This is a genomic window from Thermoclostridium stercorarium subsp. stercorarium DSM 8532 (assembly GCF_000331995.1).
In the GTDB taxonomy this organism is placed as follows: Bacteria; Bacillota; Clostridia; order DSM-8532; family DSM-8532; genus Thermoclostridium; species Thermoclostridium stercorarium.
Window position 1 is genome coordinate 700,798 of sequence record NC_020134.1, and the last position, 15,973, is coordinate 716,770.

Here is a 15,973-nt window from a genome sequence, read left to right on the forward strand (position 1 = left end):
CTCTTTTATAGGTGGTTAAGCGCTTAACAATAAAAAAATTAATGAAGGGAGATGATATTTATGGCAACGCCATTAACGGCCGATCAGATTGAGCAGGTAATTGCTGCTGGATATCCGAGAAGTAAAAAGAGTAATATTGACAACGTGTGGCAGGCGTTTAACGACGAGTATAATTATTGGATTGTAAATTTTGAAAATTTTCTCTATTTCATTAAGACATTTAAAACAATAAGCGAGCCAAGTGAGTGTCCGTCAAAGGCAAGTGCTTATGCACATGCTGTGTATTTTGAAGTATCTGATACGAAGCAAAGGCCGTTGAATTGCGATGCAATATTTGACTGTATGTATAATAGAAAAGTCGGATGGAATATCAGCTGGGATGAAGCATTTTCTTCTCTGGATGGTCTTAATGAGAAAAAAGGGGCCCCTTATTATTGGCATAATATAATGAAAGATCCGTTTTCTGACTGCTCATGGAGTTTGAATGCATGTCAAGCACTTGTACGGGCGTATAATAACTGTCTGCGTGTACAGGATAATTCATATAAAAGGCTGACGAGTTTAGGAAGCAATTACTATTTCTTTAGCGGAAATAAAACCAGTAAACCCGGCGAGATTCAATTAGGCGATTTCTACTTTAGACCTGAATTTTAAGAATATTTGTTTACAGTTGATAAGAAAAGGCAGAGGCGGAATGCTTCTGCCTTACCAATACATCCGTTATTATCTTATACTGATTTATGCATTTACTTAAAGTTTTTATTAAATATTACAACAGTTTTTCCTGTTGATTTGCTAACCCCTTTTATTACCTTACCTTTTTCATAGGTTAAGCCGGTTATGTCGGGATCAGGCTTAAACAGTGTTTCGCCGTTTTCGTTGACAAGCAAATAAGTGCCTTTTTTTTCATCGAAATGTATATAGACATCCATATAACTTTCTGTTGCCAACTGATGTTCATATTTGTTCGCATACTGATACTGACAATCGTAAATGAAATCCTTCTGGCTTTCCAGTAACTCTTCATAACTGTTATATTCCGCAACGGTTTTATTTTCTTTTATGTCATATATGTAATATTTATTATTCTTTTTGTATATGAATTTCTTGTCGTCTCCGAAGATTGTATACTGTCTTGTATGGGCTGAGTTCTCGTCTGATTCATAGTAAACTTCCAATCCTTCAAGAAAAATATTAAGGTTTTTATCCAGCAAATAATAGTCTGTGTGGGAATGGTCGGTATCGAAAGTATCCCTGCAAATGAAAATGCCCGGTTCAGGGTAGTATGTTTCAACATAGGACTGGCGATCTCTGACAATGTTTCCGGATTTGTCGATTATGACATATTTCTGGAGGGTGTTATCGTATACGGAGGCATATCCCGAGCTGCTGAACGGGCTAATTTGTCCCCATTCCTTCTTCATTACCACATTACCCTGCAGGTCCATGAAGCCATAATAAACGGTGCCGTCTTCGCCGGGAACGGTGGAGAAAGTCGCGATACCGTTGGAATATTTGATACTGTCTAAATCAATAAATCCGCTCAATTCCTTATCCAATGTAAAAGGTTCCAAATCTCCTGTGTCTCCGTTTAAATAAATAAATCCGTAAAGATCGCCTTTCTTATAGAAACCTATGTCCCCTGCATCCTTGAAATAATCGAAATCCGTAATCACGACGAAACTGTTGTTCTGTTTTTTGCAACTGCACAGAATTAAAAGGCATGCCACGAGAATTAAAACTTTTGATATCCGCCTAATCATAGTTTAAAACATCCTCCTGTCATCAAATTATTTTTTATTATTACATTAATATTTGTCGTAAAATATGGATATTAGTTCCATATTATAAAAAGAAATACGGGCGTTATTAAAATTGATAACTCAAAAACCTAAACAAAATACTTGCCGATATTCCAGATATAGTGGCAGGTTGTTTTTTCCTATGAATACAAAAGCATAAAAAGCCTGGAGTTAACCCCCGGCCGGTTTGTATTAACAATGTGTATATGTTAAAATAAATAACGGTTACCTGAAAAACTTTCTTACGAGGGATACAACATGGGATATGCGCTGGAAAAACCGCAAAAATTCTGTGATATGTTTGATGAAGTTCCATTGGATGAAAATCTGAGTGAAAATTTCAGAAACGCTTTGGTTTCAAGGCTTTTATATATAAAATCCAGCGGGCAGGTGCAGATATGCCTTGAACTGCCGTGCTATGTAAAAATGGAGGATATCTGTTCACTGGAGAAAAAACTGACTCGTTTTTTTAATACTCCGGTTGCCGTAATACCGTGTTTTAATTTTGAAAACAACGGTTCTGATTTTATTGAATGCTGCAGGGATTTCATTTTACATGCCATTACAGCCAAATCGAAACACTATGGGGTATTGATGACGGATGCCGAACTGGAATTGGACGGCAGCAGGCTTAAAATTTATCTTAAAACTCCTTCAGCAGCCATTCTGAAGTCTGGCAAATGCGACAGATATCTTGAGAACTATATCAAGACATGCTTTAACAGAAATTTTGTCGTAGAATTCGTAGATCCGCCGGTAGATGAAAACTTCAACGAACAGATATTAAAAAGGCAGGCGGAATTGGAGAAGGAAACCATTCGAAAAATTATGTCAATGGCTCCTGAAGCCCGAGGAGGAGAAAATAAGGAAGCCGATACCGGAAAGCAGAAGAATTCCGACCTGGTTTTCGGCAAGAATTTTGATACCGCGGATATAGTGAAGATGAGTGATATTACCATTGATTCGGGCAGAATCACCGTAAGGGGAAAAGTTATACGGGTTGAGACCCGTCAGCTTAACAGCGGAAAAAAGCTGTTCTGTTTTGATATAACCGATTTAACCAATTCGATTACGGTTAAATGCTTTGCAGACGATAAACAATTGTCTGCCCTTGAGGAGAATGTTAAAACAGGGGAATGGTTTTATGTCCATGGCGATATTCAGTATGATACGTTCAGCAGAGAGATGACAATGATGACCCGTGGCATATTAAAAACCGTCGTTCGTGAGAGAACGGACAATGCCACTGAAAAGCGCGTGGAACTTCATGCGCATACTCAGATGAGCCAGATGGATGCAGTAACGCCTGTGAAGGATTTAATCGAAAGAGCCGCCAAATGGGGACACAGTGCCATTGCGATAACAGATCACGGCGTCGTTCAGGCATACCCTGATGCATATGAGGCAGCAAAGAAAACAGGAATCAAAGTGATTTACGGAGTGGAAATTTATCTTTTGGGTGAGGATAAAACGGACCCCGACGGAAATATAGATTATAAAAACGTTGAAACCTACCATGCGATTTTATTGGTTAAAAATCAGAAAGGCCTGAAAAATCTGTATAAACTGATTTCAGAAAGCCACCTGAATTATTTTTACAAACGACCAAGGGTCCCCAAATCAGTGCTGGAAAAATACAGGGAAGGCCTTATTCTGGGCAGCGCCTGTGAAGCAGGCGAAATATACCGTGCAATATTAAGCAAGAAGGATGAAGAGGAACTTTTGAAAATCGCTTCTTATTATGACTACCTCGAAATACAGCCGCTGGGTAACAACCGTTTCCTGATAGACTCCGGACATGTATCGGGTTATGACGAACTTAAAGAAATAAACATGAAAATAGTTGAACTGGCGCACAGGCTTAACAAACCGGTAGTAGCCACATGTGACGTGCATTTTCTGGACAAGGAGGATGAAGTATTCAGGCGTATTCTGCAGGCAGGGCAAGGGTACAGTGATGCTGAGCGGCAGGCCCCCTTGTTTCTCCGCACAACCGAGGAAATGCTCGAGGAATTTGCATACCTTGGAGAAGAGACGGCTTATGAGGTTGTTGTGAAGAATACAAGGCTGGTATCCGAATGGGTTGAAACCGTTCAGCCCATTCCCGACGGAACATACCCGCCCTATATAGAAGGCGCCGAAGAAGACATTAAAAGAATGTCCATTGAGAAGGCGGTATCCCTGTATGGCTCGCCTCTGCCGGAGATTGTTCAGAAAAGAATGGACAAGGAGCTTAATTCCATAATCAAAAACGGTTTTTCGGTTATGTACATTATAGCTCAGAAGCTCGTGTCAAAGTCGCTATCCGACGGCTATCTTGTAGGTTCGAGGGGTTCGGTGGGATCTTCCTTTGTTGCATACCTGATAGGAATTACCGAAGTAAATTCGCTGCCTGCCCATTACAGGTGCGGAAACTGCCTTTACTCCGAGTTTCATGACCAGGATAAAAGCGTGGGATGTGGTTTTGACCTCCCGGACAAAAACTGTCCGAGATGCGGAAAGCCGCTGATTAAGGATGGTTACGACATACCCTTTGAAACCTTCCTGGGCTTCGACGGCGACAAGGAACCCGATATTGACCTGAATTTCTCAGGCGAATACCAGCCTGTCGCCCACAAATATACAGAAGAACTTTTCGGAGTGGGGCATGTTTTCAGGGCGGGAACAATTGCAACCGTTGCCGAGAAGACAGCTTACGGGTTTGTCAAGGGATATCTTAATGAAAGGGGAAAAGCGGTTACAAATGCAGAGCTGAACCGCCTTGTGGCGGGCTGTACCGGAATTAAACGAACTACAGGTCAGCATCCCGGCGGAGTAATGATAGTACCACATGACAAAGAGATTTATGATTTTACTCCGGTACAGCGCCCTGCCGACGACCCGGAGGCCGACGTTATAACCACACATTTTGATTACCATTCCATCAGCGGAAGAATTTTGAAGTTGGATATTCTGGGCCATGATGATCCTACCGTTATTCGTATGCTGCAGGACCTCACGGGAATAAATCCTAAAGAGATACCGATAGGCGAAAGAAGAACCATGGAGCTTTTCAGAAGCACCGAACCTTTGGGGGTTTCTCCTGAGGAAATAGGCAGTCCGGTTGGCACTTTCGGCATTCCGGAGTTCGGAACCAGGTTTGTCCGCCAGATGCTGGTGGAAACCAAACCTAAGACTTTTGCCGAACTGATAAGAATATCCGGACTTTCGCACGGTACCGATGTTTGGGCAAATAATGCGCAGGATCTTATCAGAAACGGTATTGCCACATTGGCCGATGTTGTGGCAACCCGTGACGACATTATGCTTTACCTTATTAAAAAAGGCCTTGAGCCTTTGACCGCGTTCAAAATAATGGAGGACGTAAGAAAAGGAAAAGGATTGAAGCCCGAATACGAGGAACAGATGAAAAAACATGGCGTACCCGACTGGTATATAGAATCATGCAAAAAGATTAAATATATGTTCCCGAAAGCCCATGCTGCGGCGTATGTGATGATGGCCTTCAGAATAGCCTGGTTTAAGGTCTATTATCCTGAAGCGTTTTATGTTACTTATTTCACGGTCAGGGCTGACGAGTTTGATGCGGACATAATCTCACGGGGACAGGACAGGGTACGGTACGAAATTGAGGAACTGGAGAAAAAAGGGAACGCGATGACGCAGAAGGAAAAGAACCTGTTGACAATCCTTGAGGTTGCGAACGAGATGTATGCCAGGGGAATCAAGTGCCTTCCGGTGGATTTGTACGAATCCGATGCGACGAAGTTCAAAATTACGGAAAAGGGAATACTTCCATCCCTGAATGCGCTGCAGGGGCTCGGTACCGCTGCCGCCGCAAGTATCGTGGAGGCAAGGAAGCAGGGAAAATTCCTGTCAATAGACGATCTTAAAATCCGGACAGGAGTCAGCAAATCGGTTATTGAAATACTGGAAAGGCACGGATGCCTGAACGGTATGGAACAAAGCAATCAGGTATGTTTCCTGTAGCTTGGTTTAAACATTGGATGTATTAATATTGTTTGACTTGAATTTACTAATTAGATAAAATATTATCAATATAAGGGAATTTTAATGATTAATAGCGCGGCCCTGTTGAAATGTTTTGTCTTAAATTTTTGTGTTTCCGATGGAGTGATTTTTTTGAACAGTAAATTGCGAAGTGAACTTGTTGACAAGCTATTTGAGGCAATACTGCTGCTCAGGAACAAGGAAGAGTGCTACAGTTTTTTTGAGGATATAGGAACGGTGTCCGAAATCAAGGCCTTTGCTCAGCGGCTTGAGGTGGCAAAAATGCTGGACGCCGGGAAAACATACAGGGAAATACATGAAAAAACAGGAGCGAGTGAAGCAACGATCAGCAGGGTAAGCCGTGCTTTAAATTATGGGGCGGACGGATACCGCCTTATACTGGAACGCCTTAAGGAAATTGAAAGGAGCGGCAAAAAGGATTGAAATTACTGGAAAAAATATTCGGAACATACAGTGAAAGGGAAATACGGAAAATCGAACCGATTATTGACAGAATAGAGGCACTGGAAAGTGAGATGCAAAAACTGTCCGATGCAGAGCTTAGAGCAAAAACTCCTTACTTCAAAAAAAGGCTTCAGGATGGTGAAACGCTTGATGATATCCTTCCGGAAGCCTTTGCTGTTGTTCGGGAAGCATCAAAGCGGGTGCTCGGGCTCAGGCATTACCGTGTTCAGCTTATAGGCGGTGTGGTACTTCATCAGGGACGCATTGCCGAAATGAAAACAGGCGAAGGAAAAACTCTGGTGGCTACATTGCCGGTATACCTTAATGCACTGGAAGGAAAAGGAGTCCACGTCGTTACAGTGAATGACTACCTTGCGAAGCGTGATGCCGAGTGGATGGGTAAAGTATACCAGTTCCTTGGCATGAGCGTCGGTGTAATAGTTCACGGACTGGACAGCAACGAAAGAAGAAAAGCCTATGCCTGTGACATAACCTACGGAACCAATAACGAATTCGGGTTTGACTACCTGAGGGATAACATGGTGGTATACCTGGAAGACATGGTTCAGAGGGGGCATAATTTCGCGATTGTTGACGAGGTGGATTCAATACTGATAGATGAGGCCCGTACTCCTCTTATAATATCAGGTATTGGTGACAAATCCACCGATTTGTACTATAAAGCCGATACTTTTGTCAGAAGGCTTAAGAAAAAGGTCTTCACCGAAACCGACGACAAAACGCTGGATGATGATATCGACGCCGACTATATTGTTGACGAAAAGGCTCATACCGCCACACTCACAGCCAGAGGAGTGGCGAAGGCCGAGGAATTTTTCCATATAGATAATCTTTCCGATATAGAAAATATGGCTATCTCCCACCATATCAATCAGGCTCTGAAGGCCCACGGGTTAATGAAACGGGATGTGGACTATGTAGTCAAGGACGGCGAAGTTATAATAGTTGATGAGTTTACGGGAAGATTAATGTACGGCCGCAGGTACAGTGACGGCCTGCATCAGGCTATTGAGGCAAAAGAAGGGGTAACTGTTGAAAAGGAAAGCAAAACCCTGGCGACAATAACGTTCCAGAATTACTTTAGGCTTTACAAAAAACTTTCGGGAATGACGGGCACGGCGCTGACCGAAGAACAGGAATTCAGAGACATATACAATCTTGATGTTGTGGCGATTCCTACAAATCTTCCAGTAATAAGAATTGATCATCCCGATGTGGTATATAAAACCAAAGAGGCAAAATTTAGGGCTGTAATCAGAGATATTGAAGAGAGCCACAAAAAGGGTCAGCCTGTGCTGGTGGGCACAATTTCAATAGAAACTTCTGAATATCTCAGCCAGCTTTTAAAGAGACGCGGGATACCCCATAATGTGCTGAATGCAAAATACCATGAAAAAGAAGCTGAAATCATAGCTCAGGCCGGAAAGCTCGGGGCGGTTACAATAGCTACGAATATGGCCGGCCGCGGTACCGACATCATGCTTGGGGGTAATCCTGAATTCCTTGCGAAGCAGGAAATGCGTAAAATGGGTTTTGATGAGCATTTGATCAATATGGCCACCAGTTTCAATGATACCGACGATGAGCAAATCCTGAAAGCCAGAGAGGTCTTTAAGGAACTTTATGGCAAATTCAAGAAGCAAACCGATGAGGAAAAGGAAAAAGTGATAGCCGCAGGCGGGCTTAAAATTATAGGAACCGAAAGGCATGAGTCAAGGCGTATCGACAACCAGCTCCGTGGCCGTGCGGGCCGTCAGGGAGATCCGGGCGAGTCCCGTTTTTATATTTCCCTCGAAGATGATCTGATGAGGCTTTTCGGCTCGGACCGGATCACCGGAATGGTGGAAATGCTGGGGCTTGAGGATGATCAGCCGATAGAACACAAAATGCTTTCCAATGCAATTGAAAATGCCCAGAAAAAAATTGAGGGCATCAACTTCAACCGCAGAAAAAACGTATTGCAGTATGATGACGTTTTAAATCAGCAGCGCGAGGTAATATACAGGGAACGCTTAAGAGTGCTTCAGGGAGAAAACCTGAAAGAAAACTTCCTTAAGATGATAGAAGGAATTATAGATCGATGTGTTAATCTTTACTGCAGCGAAAATCCGTATCCTGAAAACTGGGACTGGAACGGAATTAAAGCTTATGTCGAAGACATACTGCTTCCTAAGGGCTCATTTGATCAGAAGGAATTTGATCCTGAGAGCCTGACGGTGGAAAAGTTCAGAAACATTCTGTATGAGAAGGCCGTTCAAAGATATAACGAGCAGGAAGAGGCTTTTGGCAGTGAAATAATGAGACTGCTTGAAAGAAGAATACTTCTTAAAAATGTCGATGAAAAGTGGATGGACCATATAGATGCAATGGAGCAGCTGAAATACGGTATCGGGTTAAGGGCTTACGGACAGAAGGATCCGATTGTCGAATACAGAATGGAAGGCTCGGAGATGTTTGAGGAAATGATCCGGAGTATTCAGGAAGATTCCATTAAGGAGTTAATGCATATTAAAAAGGAAAACATAGTGGTGCAAAGAACCCAGGTGGCACAGCCGATTGAAGCCAGACATGGTGAAGAACCGGTCAAAACACCGAAAAAGAGAGCAGCGGATAAGGTGGGCAGAAATGATCCTTGCCCGTGCGGAAGCGGTAAGAAATACAAAAAGTGCTGCGGCGCTAATTCATAAATATAAAATTTATAAAACTGGTGGTGTCAAATAATAGAAAGGGCGTTATGAATTACGAAAATGCAATCGAATATATAGAAAGCCTTGAGGGGCTTGGAAGCAGGTCCGGTCTTAAAAGAATTAAAGCTCTTACAGAAAGGCTGGGCAATCCGCAGGAGCATCTTAAATTCATACACGTTGCAGGTACAAACGGAAAAGGCTCTACTTCTGCCTTTATATCCTCTATTCTTTCATGTGCGGGATACTCAACAGGTTTATATATCTCTCCGCATCTTCAGCGGTATAATGAGAGAATCAGTATTAACGGGCAGGAAATAAGCGACGAAGAGTTATTTAAATATACCTGGAGAATTAAAAACGTAATCGATGAAATGGTTAAGGAAGGGCTTGAGCATCCAACCGTTTTTGAAGTGATTACGGCAATGGCTTTTCTTTACTTTTATGAAAAAGGATGCGATGCCGTAGTTCTTGAGGTTGGATTAGGAGGGCGGCTGGATGCTACGAATGTCATTTCCGATTCGCTGGTATCGGTTATAACCAAAATTTCCCTTGACCATACCGAAATTCTGGGAAACACCGTCGCTGAAATTGCTTATGAAAAAGCAGGCATTATAAAACAGAACGGAAGAGTGGTAACATATCCGCAGGAAAAGGCGGCTTTGGACGTTATTGAGTCTGTATGCAGGCAGAGAAATGCAGAGTTATATTGTGCGGACCCCGGAGAGTTTGAAAAAGCCGAATTAAGCCCCGGTTTACTGCATTTAGTACACCCGCGCTACGGAAATATAGAAACATCAATTGTCGGAGTACACCAGGTTTACAATGCCTCTGTCGCTTTAAAAACGGTTGAAGTTCTGAGACAGGCGGGATTTAAGATAGAAGACGGTGATGTTGTGAAAGGCTTTAAAACTGCGTCATGGCCGGGAAGGTTTGAACTTTTGGCAAGAAATCCCGATTTCTATATAGACGGAGGTCATAACCCCGACGGTGTCCGTTCCTTTGTTGAAACGTACAAAAAGATTTATCCTGACAGAAAAGCCACGATAATTTTCGGTGTCATGAAGGATAAGGATTATGACGCGATGCTTAGAGAGCTTTCAGCGATATCGAAGCGCTTTATTGCTGTAACTCCTGACTCTCCAAGGGCGCTTGATGCAGGAAGTCTTGTAAAAGTAATGTCAAAGTATTGTAAAAATGTAGAATTTAGTGATACAATAGAGGCAGCAGTGGAAAAAGCGCTTTCGGACGCTACCGGGGAAGATGTTATAGCAGCACTGGGGTCGCTGTATTATATAGGCCAGGTACGTGGCAAATTTCAAATTTCTGCGCAAAAATGACCTTTACAATGAATTCATTTACGGGTCGGATGGCAGGGGGGAAATGAATGCTGGATGTTAAAGCTGCGCTGGACGATTTTAAACCGATTGATATAGAAGCTGTTGAGCAGAAATCAGGAAAACTGCCGGAGAATATAGCCGAAGCGATAAAACTATACAACAGGGCACTGGAAGATGTGCGGTTAAAGAGCGAAGACATTGCTATTATCGCCCTCAAAAAGGCAATATCTCTCCATCCGGTTTTTTACGAAGCAATGAATCTTTTGGGATTGTGTTATGTCCTGGCAGGGAAGGATGAGGAAGCAAAGTCCGTTTTTAGAAAGGTTATGGAGGCCGACGACAGCAGTATAAAAGCCATGGAATATCTGAAAAAACTGCAGTCCCCGAACGAAGAAGACAAGCCCGATTTAAGCCCGGCCAGAAAGAGGAAAAAGGCGGGAATGAACGGCGTGGCGTTAGCTTTGTCAAAGGGACTAGGACATGAAGAAGGCAGGTTTTATTATATAAAATACGTTGCAGGTTTTGTTGCCGGAGTGCTTATTACATTGTTGATATGGTCCATGGTGCCGACAAATAAGTCCTTGTTTACGGTAAATAAAGTGGAAAACATTATAAAGGATCCTGAACTGGTGGAAGAAATTTCTCAGCTTAATAAAAGAATTGAAAAGCTTGAAGGGGATTTAAAAGATTTAAACGAAGAAAACCTGAGGTTAAGGGATGATTTTCAGACATACAAAGAATGGGCAAAACGTTTGAACGAAGCCGGCACGGAGTACTTGAACGGAGATTTCGTGAAAAGTGCTGAGTTACTGTTTGATACTGACGGAACCGCTGTTCCCGAAGATTTGTACGATTACTATAAAAGCTTATGGGACAGTGTGAGGTTAAAAGCTGCCGAGACACTTTACAATGAAGGTAATAAAATTTACAACGGGAACAAAAACAAAGATCCTGAAATCTACAAGCAGTCGCTTGAAAAATACGAAACCAGCATTGCCTATATCGGGAGTGACAAGGTTTCATATCGTGCCAATTTGTTTTACCAGGCAGGAAAAGCTGCTGCCCGCTGTAATGAAAAGGAAAAAGCGATGAAACTATTCCAAACCATTATAGATGAATATCCGAATACTTCGATGAGTTCATATGCCACTGCGCGGTTAAACGAGCTTAAGGCGGATAAAAATATTGGCGGAAATTAGCACTTTGTGGAATTTATATCAAAGCAAAATTAAAGGGTTATGGATAACCATAACCCTTTTTCCTTTCGAATAACTATTATTTTCTTATTTTTTTACAGGTACTTTCTTTAACCTCGCAAAACGAGGCAGTCCGTCTTCCATTGGAGGCGCAGATTCACCTTGGATTAACGGTAGTGCGTAATCAATAAATTCCTGTTTCAGGCCTGTCCCGTCTTCGGTTATCCACTCTCTGGGTACTTTTTTCTCGGCATTCGCAACTTTCGACAGTTCCACCAGTTTAAATTTGCACCTGTACTCTTTACCGGGCTCACGCTCATATGCCACCATATAGTCGGAGTAACCGTCGACAGCATATCTTACGGCCATCTGTCCTGCCATGAAGCTTTCCTCTACGTCGGTTTTTGAAGCACAGTGAGCCGCACAACGCTGCAGCAAGCTGAATTCTATCGCGCGGGTTTTGCATTTTAATTCTTTCTTAAGTACACTGGCAAGAACCTGTGCTGCGCCGCCTAACTGGCTGTGACCAAAAGCATCCTTTTCCTTTGCAAGGTCGGAGCCGTATTCGGAAATATATCTGCCGTTCTTGTCCTTTATACCTTCAGATACGGCAACAATTACCTTCCCGCCGTTTTTATCATATACTTCTTTTACGTCTCTTACAAATTTATCCATATCAAAAGTAATTTCGGGAAGATAAATTAAATCCGGCCCGGCTCCCTTGTACGACGCAAGCGCCGTTGCTGCGGTAAGCCATCCCGCATTCCTTCCCATCACTTCAAGAACGCAGACCATTGGCGTGTCATAAACACGGGCATCCAAATAGACTTCCATTGTGGATATTGCCACATAGCGTGCGGCGCTTCCATATCCCGGACAATGATCGGTTTCTGCCAAGTCGTTGTCGATTGTTTTGGGAACTCCAATTACGCGGCATTCATACCCGGCTTTCTGCAGGTATTTGCTTACTTTGTTGCAGGTATCCATCGAGTCGTTGCCGCCGTTGTAGAAGAAGTACCGGATGTCATATTTTTTGAAAACTTCAAGCAATCGTTTGTAATCGGTGTCATCAACATCAGGATCAGCCAGCTTATATCGAACAGAACCCAAAGCGGAAGAAGGGGTTGTTTTTAAAAGTTCCAGCTCTTTCGGGTCTTCCATTCCCATGTCGTAAAATTTTTCTTCAAGTATTCCTTTGATACCATGGGCGGCACCGTATACATTTTTAATACAATCCTGTTTCAAAGCTTCGGTAATAACTCCCGCTGCACTTGCGTTGATAACCGATGTCGGACCGCCTGACTGACCAAATATCGCATTACCTACCAATTTTGCCATTTGTTTCGCCTCCTCTACGCATTCTGCTCAGTTTTTCCTTCATTAAACAATATCAGGAAATAATATACCATAAAGGACAGATGAAAGCAACGGGAAATGGAATATACCCGGTTTTCGGCAAAATTAGGCTATGTCTGGAGGTTAAAACAGTCTCTGGAATTATCCGATATTTAATATATAAAGAAAATAATGTAAAAGCGAGTGGTTAAAATGGCCGGTAAGGTTTTGATTACTGTCGGTGATATGTTCATAAAAAGTGTTATTCTTAAATATTTGCACGAAAAAGGTTTTGAAATATTGGAAGCGGCGGAGGAAATCGATTTGTTCCTGAAGCTGGACATATTCAAGGAATCGATACTTTATTACATCATTCAGATTAATCAGGATACTTTCAGAAAACAATATGACATGATAAAAAAGATCAGGCAGAAAGAGTATTTTGAAAATATGCCGGTTATGGCTATTATTCCTGAGATATCAAAGGAATATATAGAAGGTGCAAAAGAAGCCGAAGTAAATGATGTTGTTCCGGTTCCGGCAAAAAGAGAGCTTCTTAGAAATTACCTGCCCGAACGGATTTCAGCATTCACAACGAAAATTCCGGTGACTGGTGATGAATGCCTGGAGAAAATAAGGGAAAATATCTTGTCTGATTTGAGCACGAACAGCGATATGGAAAATGAAATAAAAAGGGCGTCAAGGGGCAATTACCCTGTTTCTTTTGTCATGGGCAGGGTTTCAGGAATACATATCGGGCTTGTGCAGGAGTTTTATGACAATCTTTTGCTTCAGATGCGGGAAACGGACAGGATAGTCAATTACGACTACAGAGTGTTTATTATCGTATGTCCGTTTACTATGAAAAAACATGTTACAGAAATAGAAAAAAAGGCGCGTATAACTTTTGAAAAAATGTTTAAAGGTATTGGAAAATTATATATTTACAGCGCCACTTATCCGGATTACGGCGAAAGGCTTGAAAAGCTCGTGGAAATTATGGAAAAGGGCGTTCATGACAGCATAGTTATTTCAGGGATGCGGCAGCCACTGAATACACTGAGCAAAGATAAGCTTGAAGAATTCAAAAACATGCTGAAATTATACAAATGACGGTTATTTGGCACTCAGTTTACTTTTCTTTCCTGAAAAGATGTAACCAGTCAGAACAATCAGCCACACAAGGGCTGCTGCATACTTATATGCGGGTTCTACCGGCAGCGGCGTGATATATCCCTCGGTGAGCCCTGCAAGTATAAAAATGGGAATGGTCCCAAGAAACATCATAAGGGATTTTTTTCCGCCTGCTGAAAATGATTTTCTGCGGGAATGAAGCCCGGGGAAAATCATATGCTTTGCTGTGGTAAGACCCGCGGCACCGCAAACGAAAATACAGAACAGCTCAGGTATGCCGTGGGGAAGGATCAGCGACCAGAACACAAAACCTGTTCCCGCTTTTGCGGAAACGGCAGCCATAGCGCCGAGAATCATTCCGTTTTTGGCAAGGACGTAAACAGTTCCGACTCCAAAGGTAATGCCCAATGCAAAGGCGATAATTCCAACTCTTATGTTATTGGTGAAAATGGCCACAGAAGCGACTGCAAAGTTGAAATTACCGGTGTTACCTGAAAGATTCCTGACCGCAGTTACGTATTCGGCAGGAATGAATGACAGAGCATAGTCTTCCCAATACAGCACGGTCAGAAAACTAAAAAGAAAACCGAATACAAATACACCTGCCGACAGCAGGAACGCCCGGTACTCTCTTTTTATTAGCGCCGGAAATCCTTTTGCAAGAAAATGTGCAACCGACTGCAAACTCCCCAGCCTGGAGGTATAAACGGCCTGATGAGCCCTTGACACAAGGTTATTCAAATAGTCCACCGTACCGGTATTGCCATATCGGGTACGTGCAATGGAAAGATGTCCGCAGACTGTCTGATAAAGGTGAAAGAGGCGATGCAACGTATCACCGTCGGTTTTTTTATTTCCCGAATTGTATTCCTTCAGTATATTTTCAAGCTCCTGCCATGTTTTTTGATGATTTATGATAAAAAGTGATTCTTTCATGTAAAAACACCTGAATGAATTTTATTATTTTATGCTATTAGGTTAATTTTATTAAAAATTGGTAATCTTCTATCGAAACTATTTTACCAAATTCTATTTTCTGTTACAATAATGAGTGAAAATCCATTACCTGTATCATGTTAGGAGTAAGAAAAGATGAGAAATGTATATCACGTTAAAACGCCGGAAAACGTAACTCTTGAGTATGAACTTGCAGGTATAGGATCCCGTGGTGTGGCCGTTATTATAGACACCTTAATTCAGAATTTTTTGCTTCTGATGATTGCATTGATGATATTACCTGCATTGGACAACGGGAGTTTTTTCCTGATACGTTCAGGAGAAAACACTTTGTATGTTGTAATCGCCATACTGTTAATGTTCATTGTTCAGTTCGGATATTTTCTGCTGTTTGAATTTTTCATGAAAGGCGCAACTCCCGGAAAAAGAATAGTGGGGCTTAAAGTGATAATGGCAAACGGCGAACCTGTTACTTTTACAGCCGTTGTTATAAGGAATCTGCTGAGAATCGGGGACATGCTGCCGGGAATTTATGGAGTAGGGATTCTTTCAGTATTCCTGAACAAAAGGTATATGAGAGTCGGCGATTTGGCGGCGAATACCGTTGTTATCAAAGAAAATAAAAGAAATATCGGTTTTTTAAGTATCAGAAGGAATGAACCCGGACAGTCGAGCGTTTCAATAAGCCACCGGGAAGAGGCTTTGCTGATGGAATATGCCGAGCGTATAAGGGATATGAAAAACCCTCTTGATTCGGCAATACTTGAGTACCGGTTATATCGGCATTTTTACGGCAAATTGGGGGTTTTGCCGAATCTGCCCGAAAAATACAATGCGAAAATTTATCTCAGATATCTTCTTGACTTAATCGGCATTCCTCAGACATAATAAATATAATCAAAGATTGTGTATAATTTAACAAAAATTATGTCGTAAAACCTTTTCTTTAATTATTTAATTGTGTATAATATAAGGTGTTGTGTATACAAAGTACATAAATGATACTTTGGAAATCGCACAGCAACTAA

Annotated in this window: 11 protein-coding genes; 8 read left to right on the forward strand and 3 right to left on the reverse strand. The window is 42.0% G+C overall.

Features of this window, described 5'->3' with window-relative positions:
- The first annotated feature begins 60 nt into the window (after positions 1 to 60).
- Positions 61 to 654: a hypothetical protein gene (locus CST_RS03115; RefSeq protein ID WP_015358373.1), complete on the forward strand. Its 594-nt coding sequence runs from the start codon at positions 61 to 63 to the stop codon at positions 652 to 654.
- A 92-nt stretch (positions 655 to 746) separates the two neighbouring features.
- Here CST_RS03115 and CST_RS03120 read toward each other — a convergent pair whose 3' ends face one another.
- Positions 747 to 1,763 carry a hypothetical protein gene (locus CST_RS03120; RefSeq protein ID WP_015358374.1) on the reverse strand — a complete coding sequence of 339 codons (1,017 nt, stop codon included), beginning with the start codon at positions 1,761 to 1,763 and terminating at the stop codon, positions 747 to 749.
- A 297-nt stretch (positions 1,764 to 2,060) separates the two neighbouring features.
- Here CST_RS03120 and CST_RS03125 point away from each other — a divergent pair, with 297 nt between their 5' ends.
- From CST_RS03125 to CST_RS03145, 5 genes are all read left to right on the forward strand, one after another.
- The gene (locus tag CST_RS03125; protein ID WP_015358375.1) at positions 2,061 to 5,792 is read left to right on the forward strand and encodes a PolC-type DNA polymerase III; all 3,732 of its coding nucleotides are present in this window, start codon (positions 2,061 to 2,063) and stop codon (positions 5,790 to 5,792) included.
- An 84-nt stretch (positions 5,793 to 5,876) separates the two neighbouring features.
- The gene (locus tag CST_RS03130; protein ID WP_015358376.1) at positions 5,877 to 6,257 is read left to right on the forward strand and encodes a YerC/YecD family TrpR-related protein; all 381 of its coding nucleotides are present in this window, start codon (positions 5,877 to 5,879) and stop codon (positions 6,255 to 6,257) included.
- Positions 6,254 to 8,986 carry a preprotein translocase subunit SecA gene (secA, locus tag CST_RS03135; RefSeq protein WP_015358377.1) on the forward strand — a complete coding sequence of 911 codons (2,733 nt, stop codon included), beginning with the start codon at positions 6,254 to 6,256 and terminating at the stop codon, positions 8,984 to 8,986. Before CST_RS03130 ends, secA begins: the two co-directional genes overlap by 4 nt.
- 47 nt (positions 8,987 to 9,033) lie before the next feature.
- The gene (locus CST_RS03140; RefSeq protein ID WP_015358378.1) at positions 9,034 to 10,323 is read left to right on the forward strand and encodes a bifunctional folylpolyglutamate synthase/dihydrofolate synthase; all 1,290 of its coding nucleotides are present in this window, start codon (positions 9,034 to 9,036) and stop codon (positions 10,321 to 10,323) included.
- 47 nt (positions 10,324 to 10,370) lie between these two features.
- On the forward strand, positions 10,371 to 11,522 hold the full coding sequence (locus CST_RS03145; protein WP_015358379.1) for a tetratricopeptide repeat protein: 1,152 nt from the start codon (positions 10,371 to 10,373) through the stop codon (positions 11,520 to 11,522).
- Between the two features lie 84 nt (positions 11,523 to 11,606).
- Here CST_RS03145 and CST_RS03150 read toward each other — a convergent pair whose 3' ends face one another.
- Positions 11,607 to 12,857, reverse strand: coding sequence for a 6-phosphofructokinase (locus CST_RS03150; RefSeq protein ID WP_015358380.1), 1,251 nt, complete (start codon positions 12,855 to 12,857; stop codon positions 11,607 to 11,609).
- Positions 12,858 to 13,100: 243 nt separating this feature from the next.
- Between CST_RS03150 and CST_RS03155 the strand changes: the two genes are divergently transcribed.
- The gene (locus CST_RS03155) at positions 13,101 to 13,967 is read left to right on the forward strand and encodes a hypothetical protein (protein WP_242823585.1); all 867 of its coding nucleotides are present in this window, start codon (positions 13,101 to 13,103) and stop codon (positions 13,965 to 13,967) included.
- A 3-nt stretch (positions 13,968 to 13,970) separates the two neighbouring features.
- On the opposite strand, the gene CST_RS03160 is transcribed toward CST_RS03155, so the two are convergent.
- Positions 13,971 to 14,924 carry a stage II sporulation protein M gene (locus tag CST_RS03160; protein ID WP_015358382.1) on the reverse strand — a complete coding sequence of 318 codons (954 nt, stop codon included), beginning with the start codon at positions 14,922 to 14,924 and terminating at the stop codon, positions 13,971 to 13,973.
- A gap of 156 nt (positions 14,925 to 15,080) precedes the next feature.
- Between CST_RS03160 and CST_RS03165 the strand changes: the two genes are divergently transcribed.
- Complete coding sequence (locus tag CST_RS03165; RefSeq protein WP_015358383.1) at positions 15,081 to 15,833, forward strand: RDD family protein; 753 nt, start codon at positions 15,081 to 15,083, stop codon at positions 15,831 to 15,833.
- Positions 15,834 to 15,973 lie beyond the last annotated feature (140 nt).

Excerpts from the sequence above, each read along its gene's own strand:
- CST_RS03115 (WP_015358373.1), top strand. The coding sequence starts at position 61 with ATGGCAACGCCATTAACGGCCGATCAGATTGAGCAGGTAATTGCTGCT.
- CST_RS03120 (WP_015358374.1), bottom strand. The coding sequence starts at position 1,763 with ATGATTAGGCGGATATCAAAAGTTTTAATTCTCGTGGCATGCCTTTTA.
- CST_RS03125 (WP_015358375.1), top strand. The coding sequence starts at position 2,061 with ATGGGATATGCGCTGGAAAAACCGCAAAAATTCTGTGATATGTTTGAT.
- CST_RS03130 (WP_015358376.1), top strand. The coding sequence starts at position 5,877 with ATGATTAATAGCGCGGCCCTGTTGAAATGTTTTGTCTTAAATTTTTGT.
- CST_RS03140 (WP_015358378.1), top strand. The coding sequence starts at position 9,034 with ATGAATTACGAAAATGCAATCGAATATATAGAAAGCCTTGAGGGGCTT.
- CST_RS03145 (WP_015358379.1), top strand. The coding sequence starts at position 10,371 with ATGCTGGATGTTAAAGCTGCGCTGGACGATTTTAAACCGATTGATATA.
- CST_RS03150 (WP_015358380.1), bottom strand. The coding sequence starts at position 12,857 with ATGGCAAAATTGGTAGGTAATGCGATATTTGGTCAGTCAGGCGGTCCG.
- CST_RS03155 (WP_242823585.1), top strand. The coding sequence starts at position 13,101 with ATGTTCATAAAAAGTGTTATTCTTAAATATTTGCACGAAAAAGGTTTT.
- CST_RS03160 (WP_015358382.1), bottom strand. The coding sequence starts at position 14,924 with ATGAAAGAATCACTTTTTATCATAAATCATCAAAAAACATGGCAGGAG.
- CST_RS03165 (WP_015358383.1), top strand. The coding sequence starts at position 15,081 with ATGAGAAATGTATATCACGTTAAAACGCCGGAAAACGTAACTCTTGAG.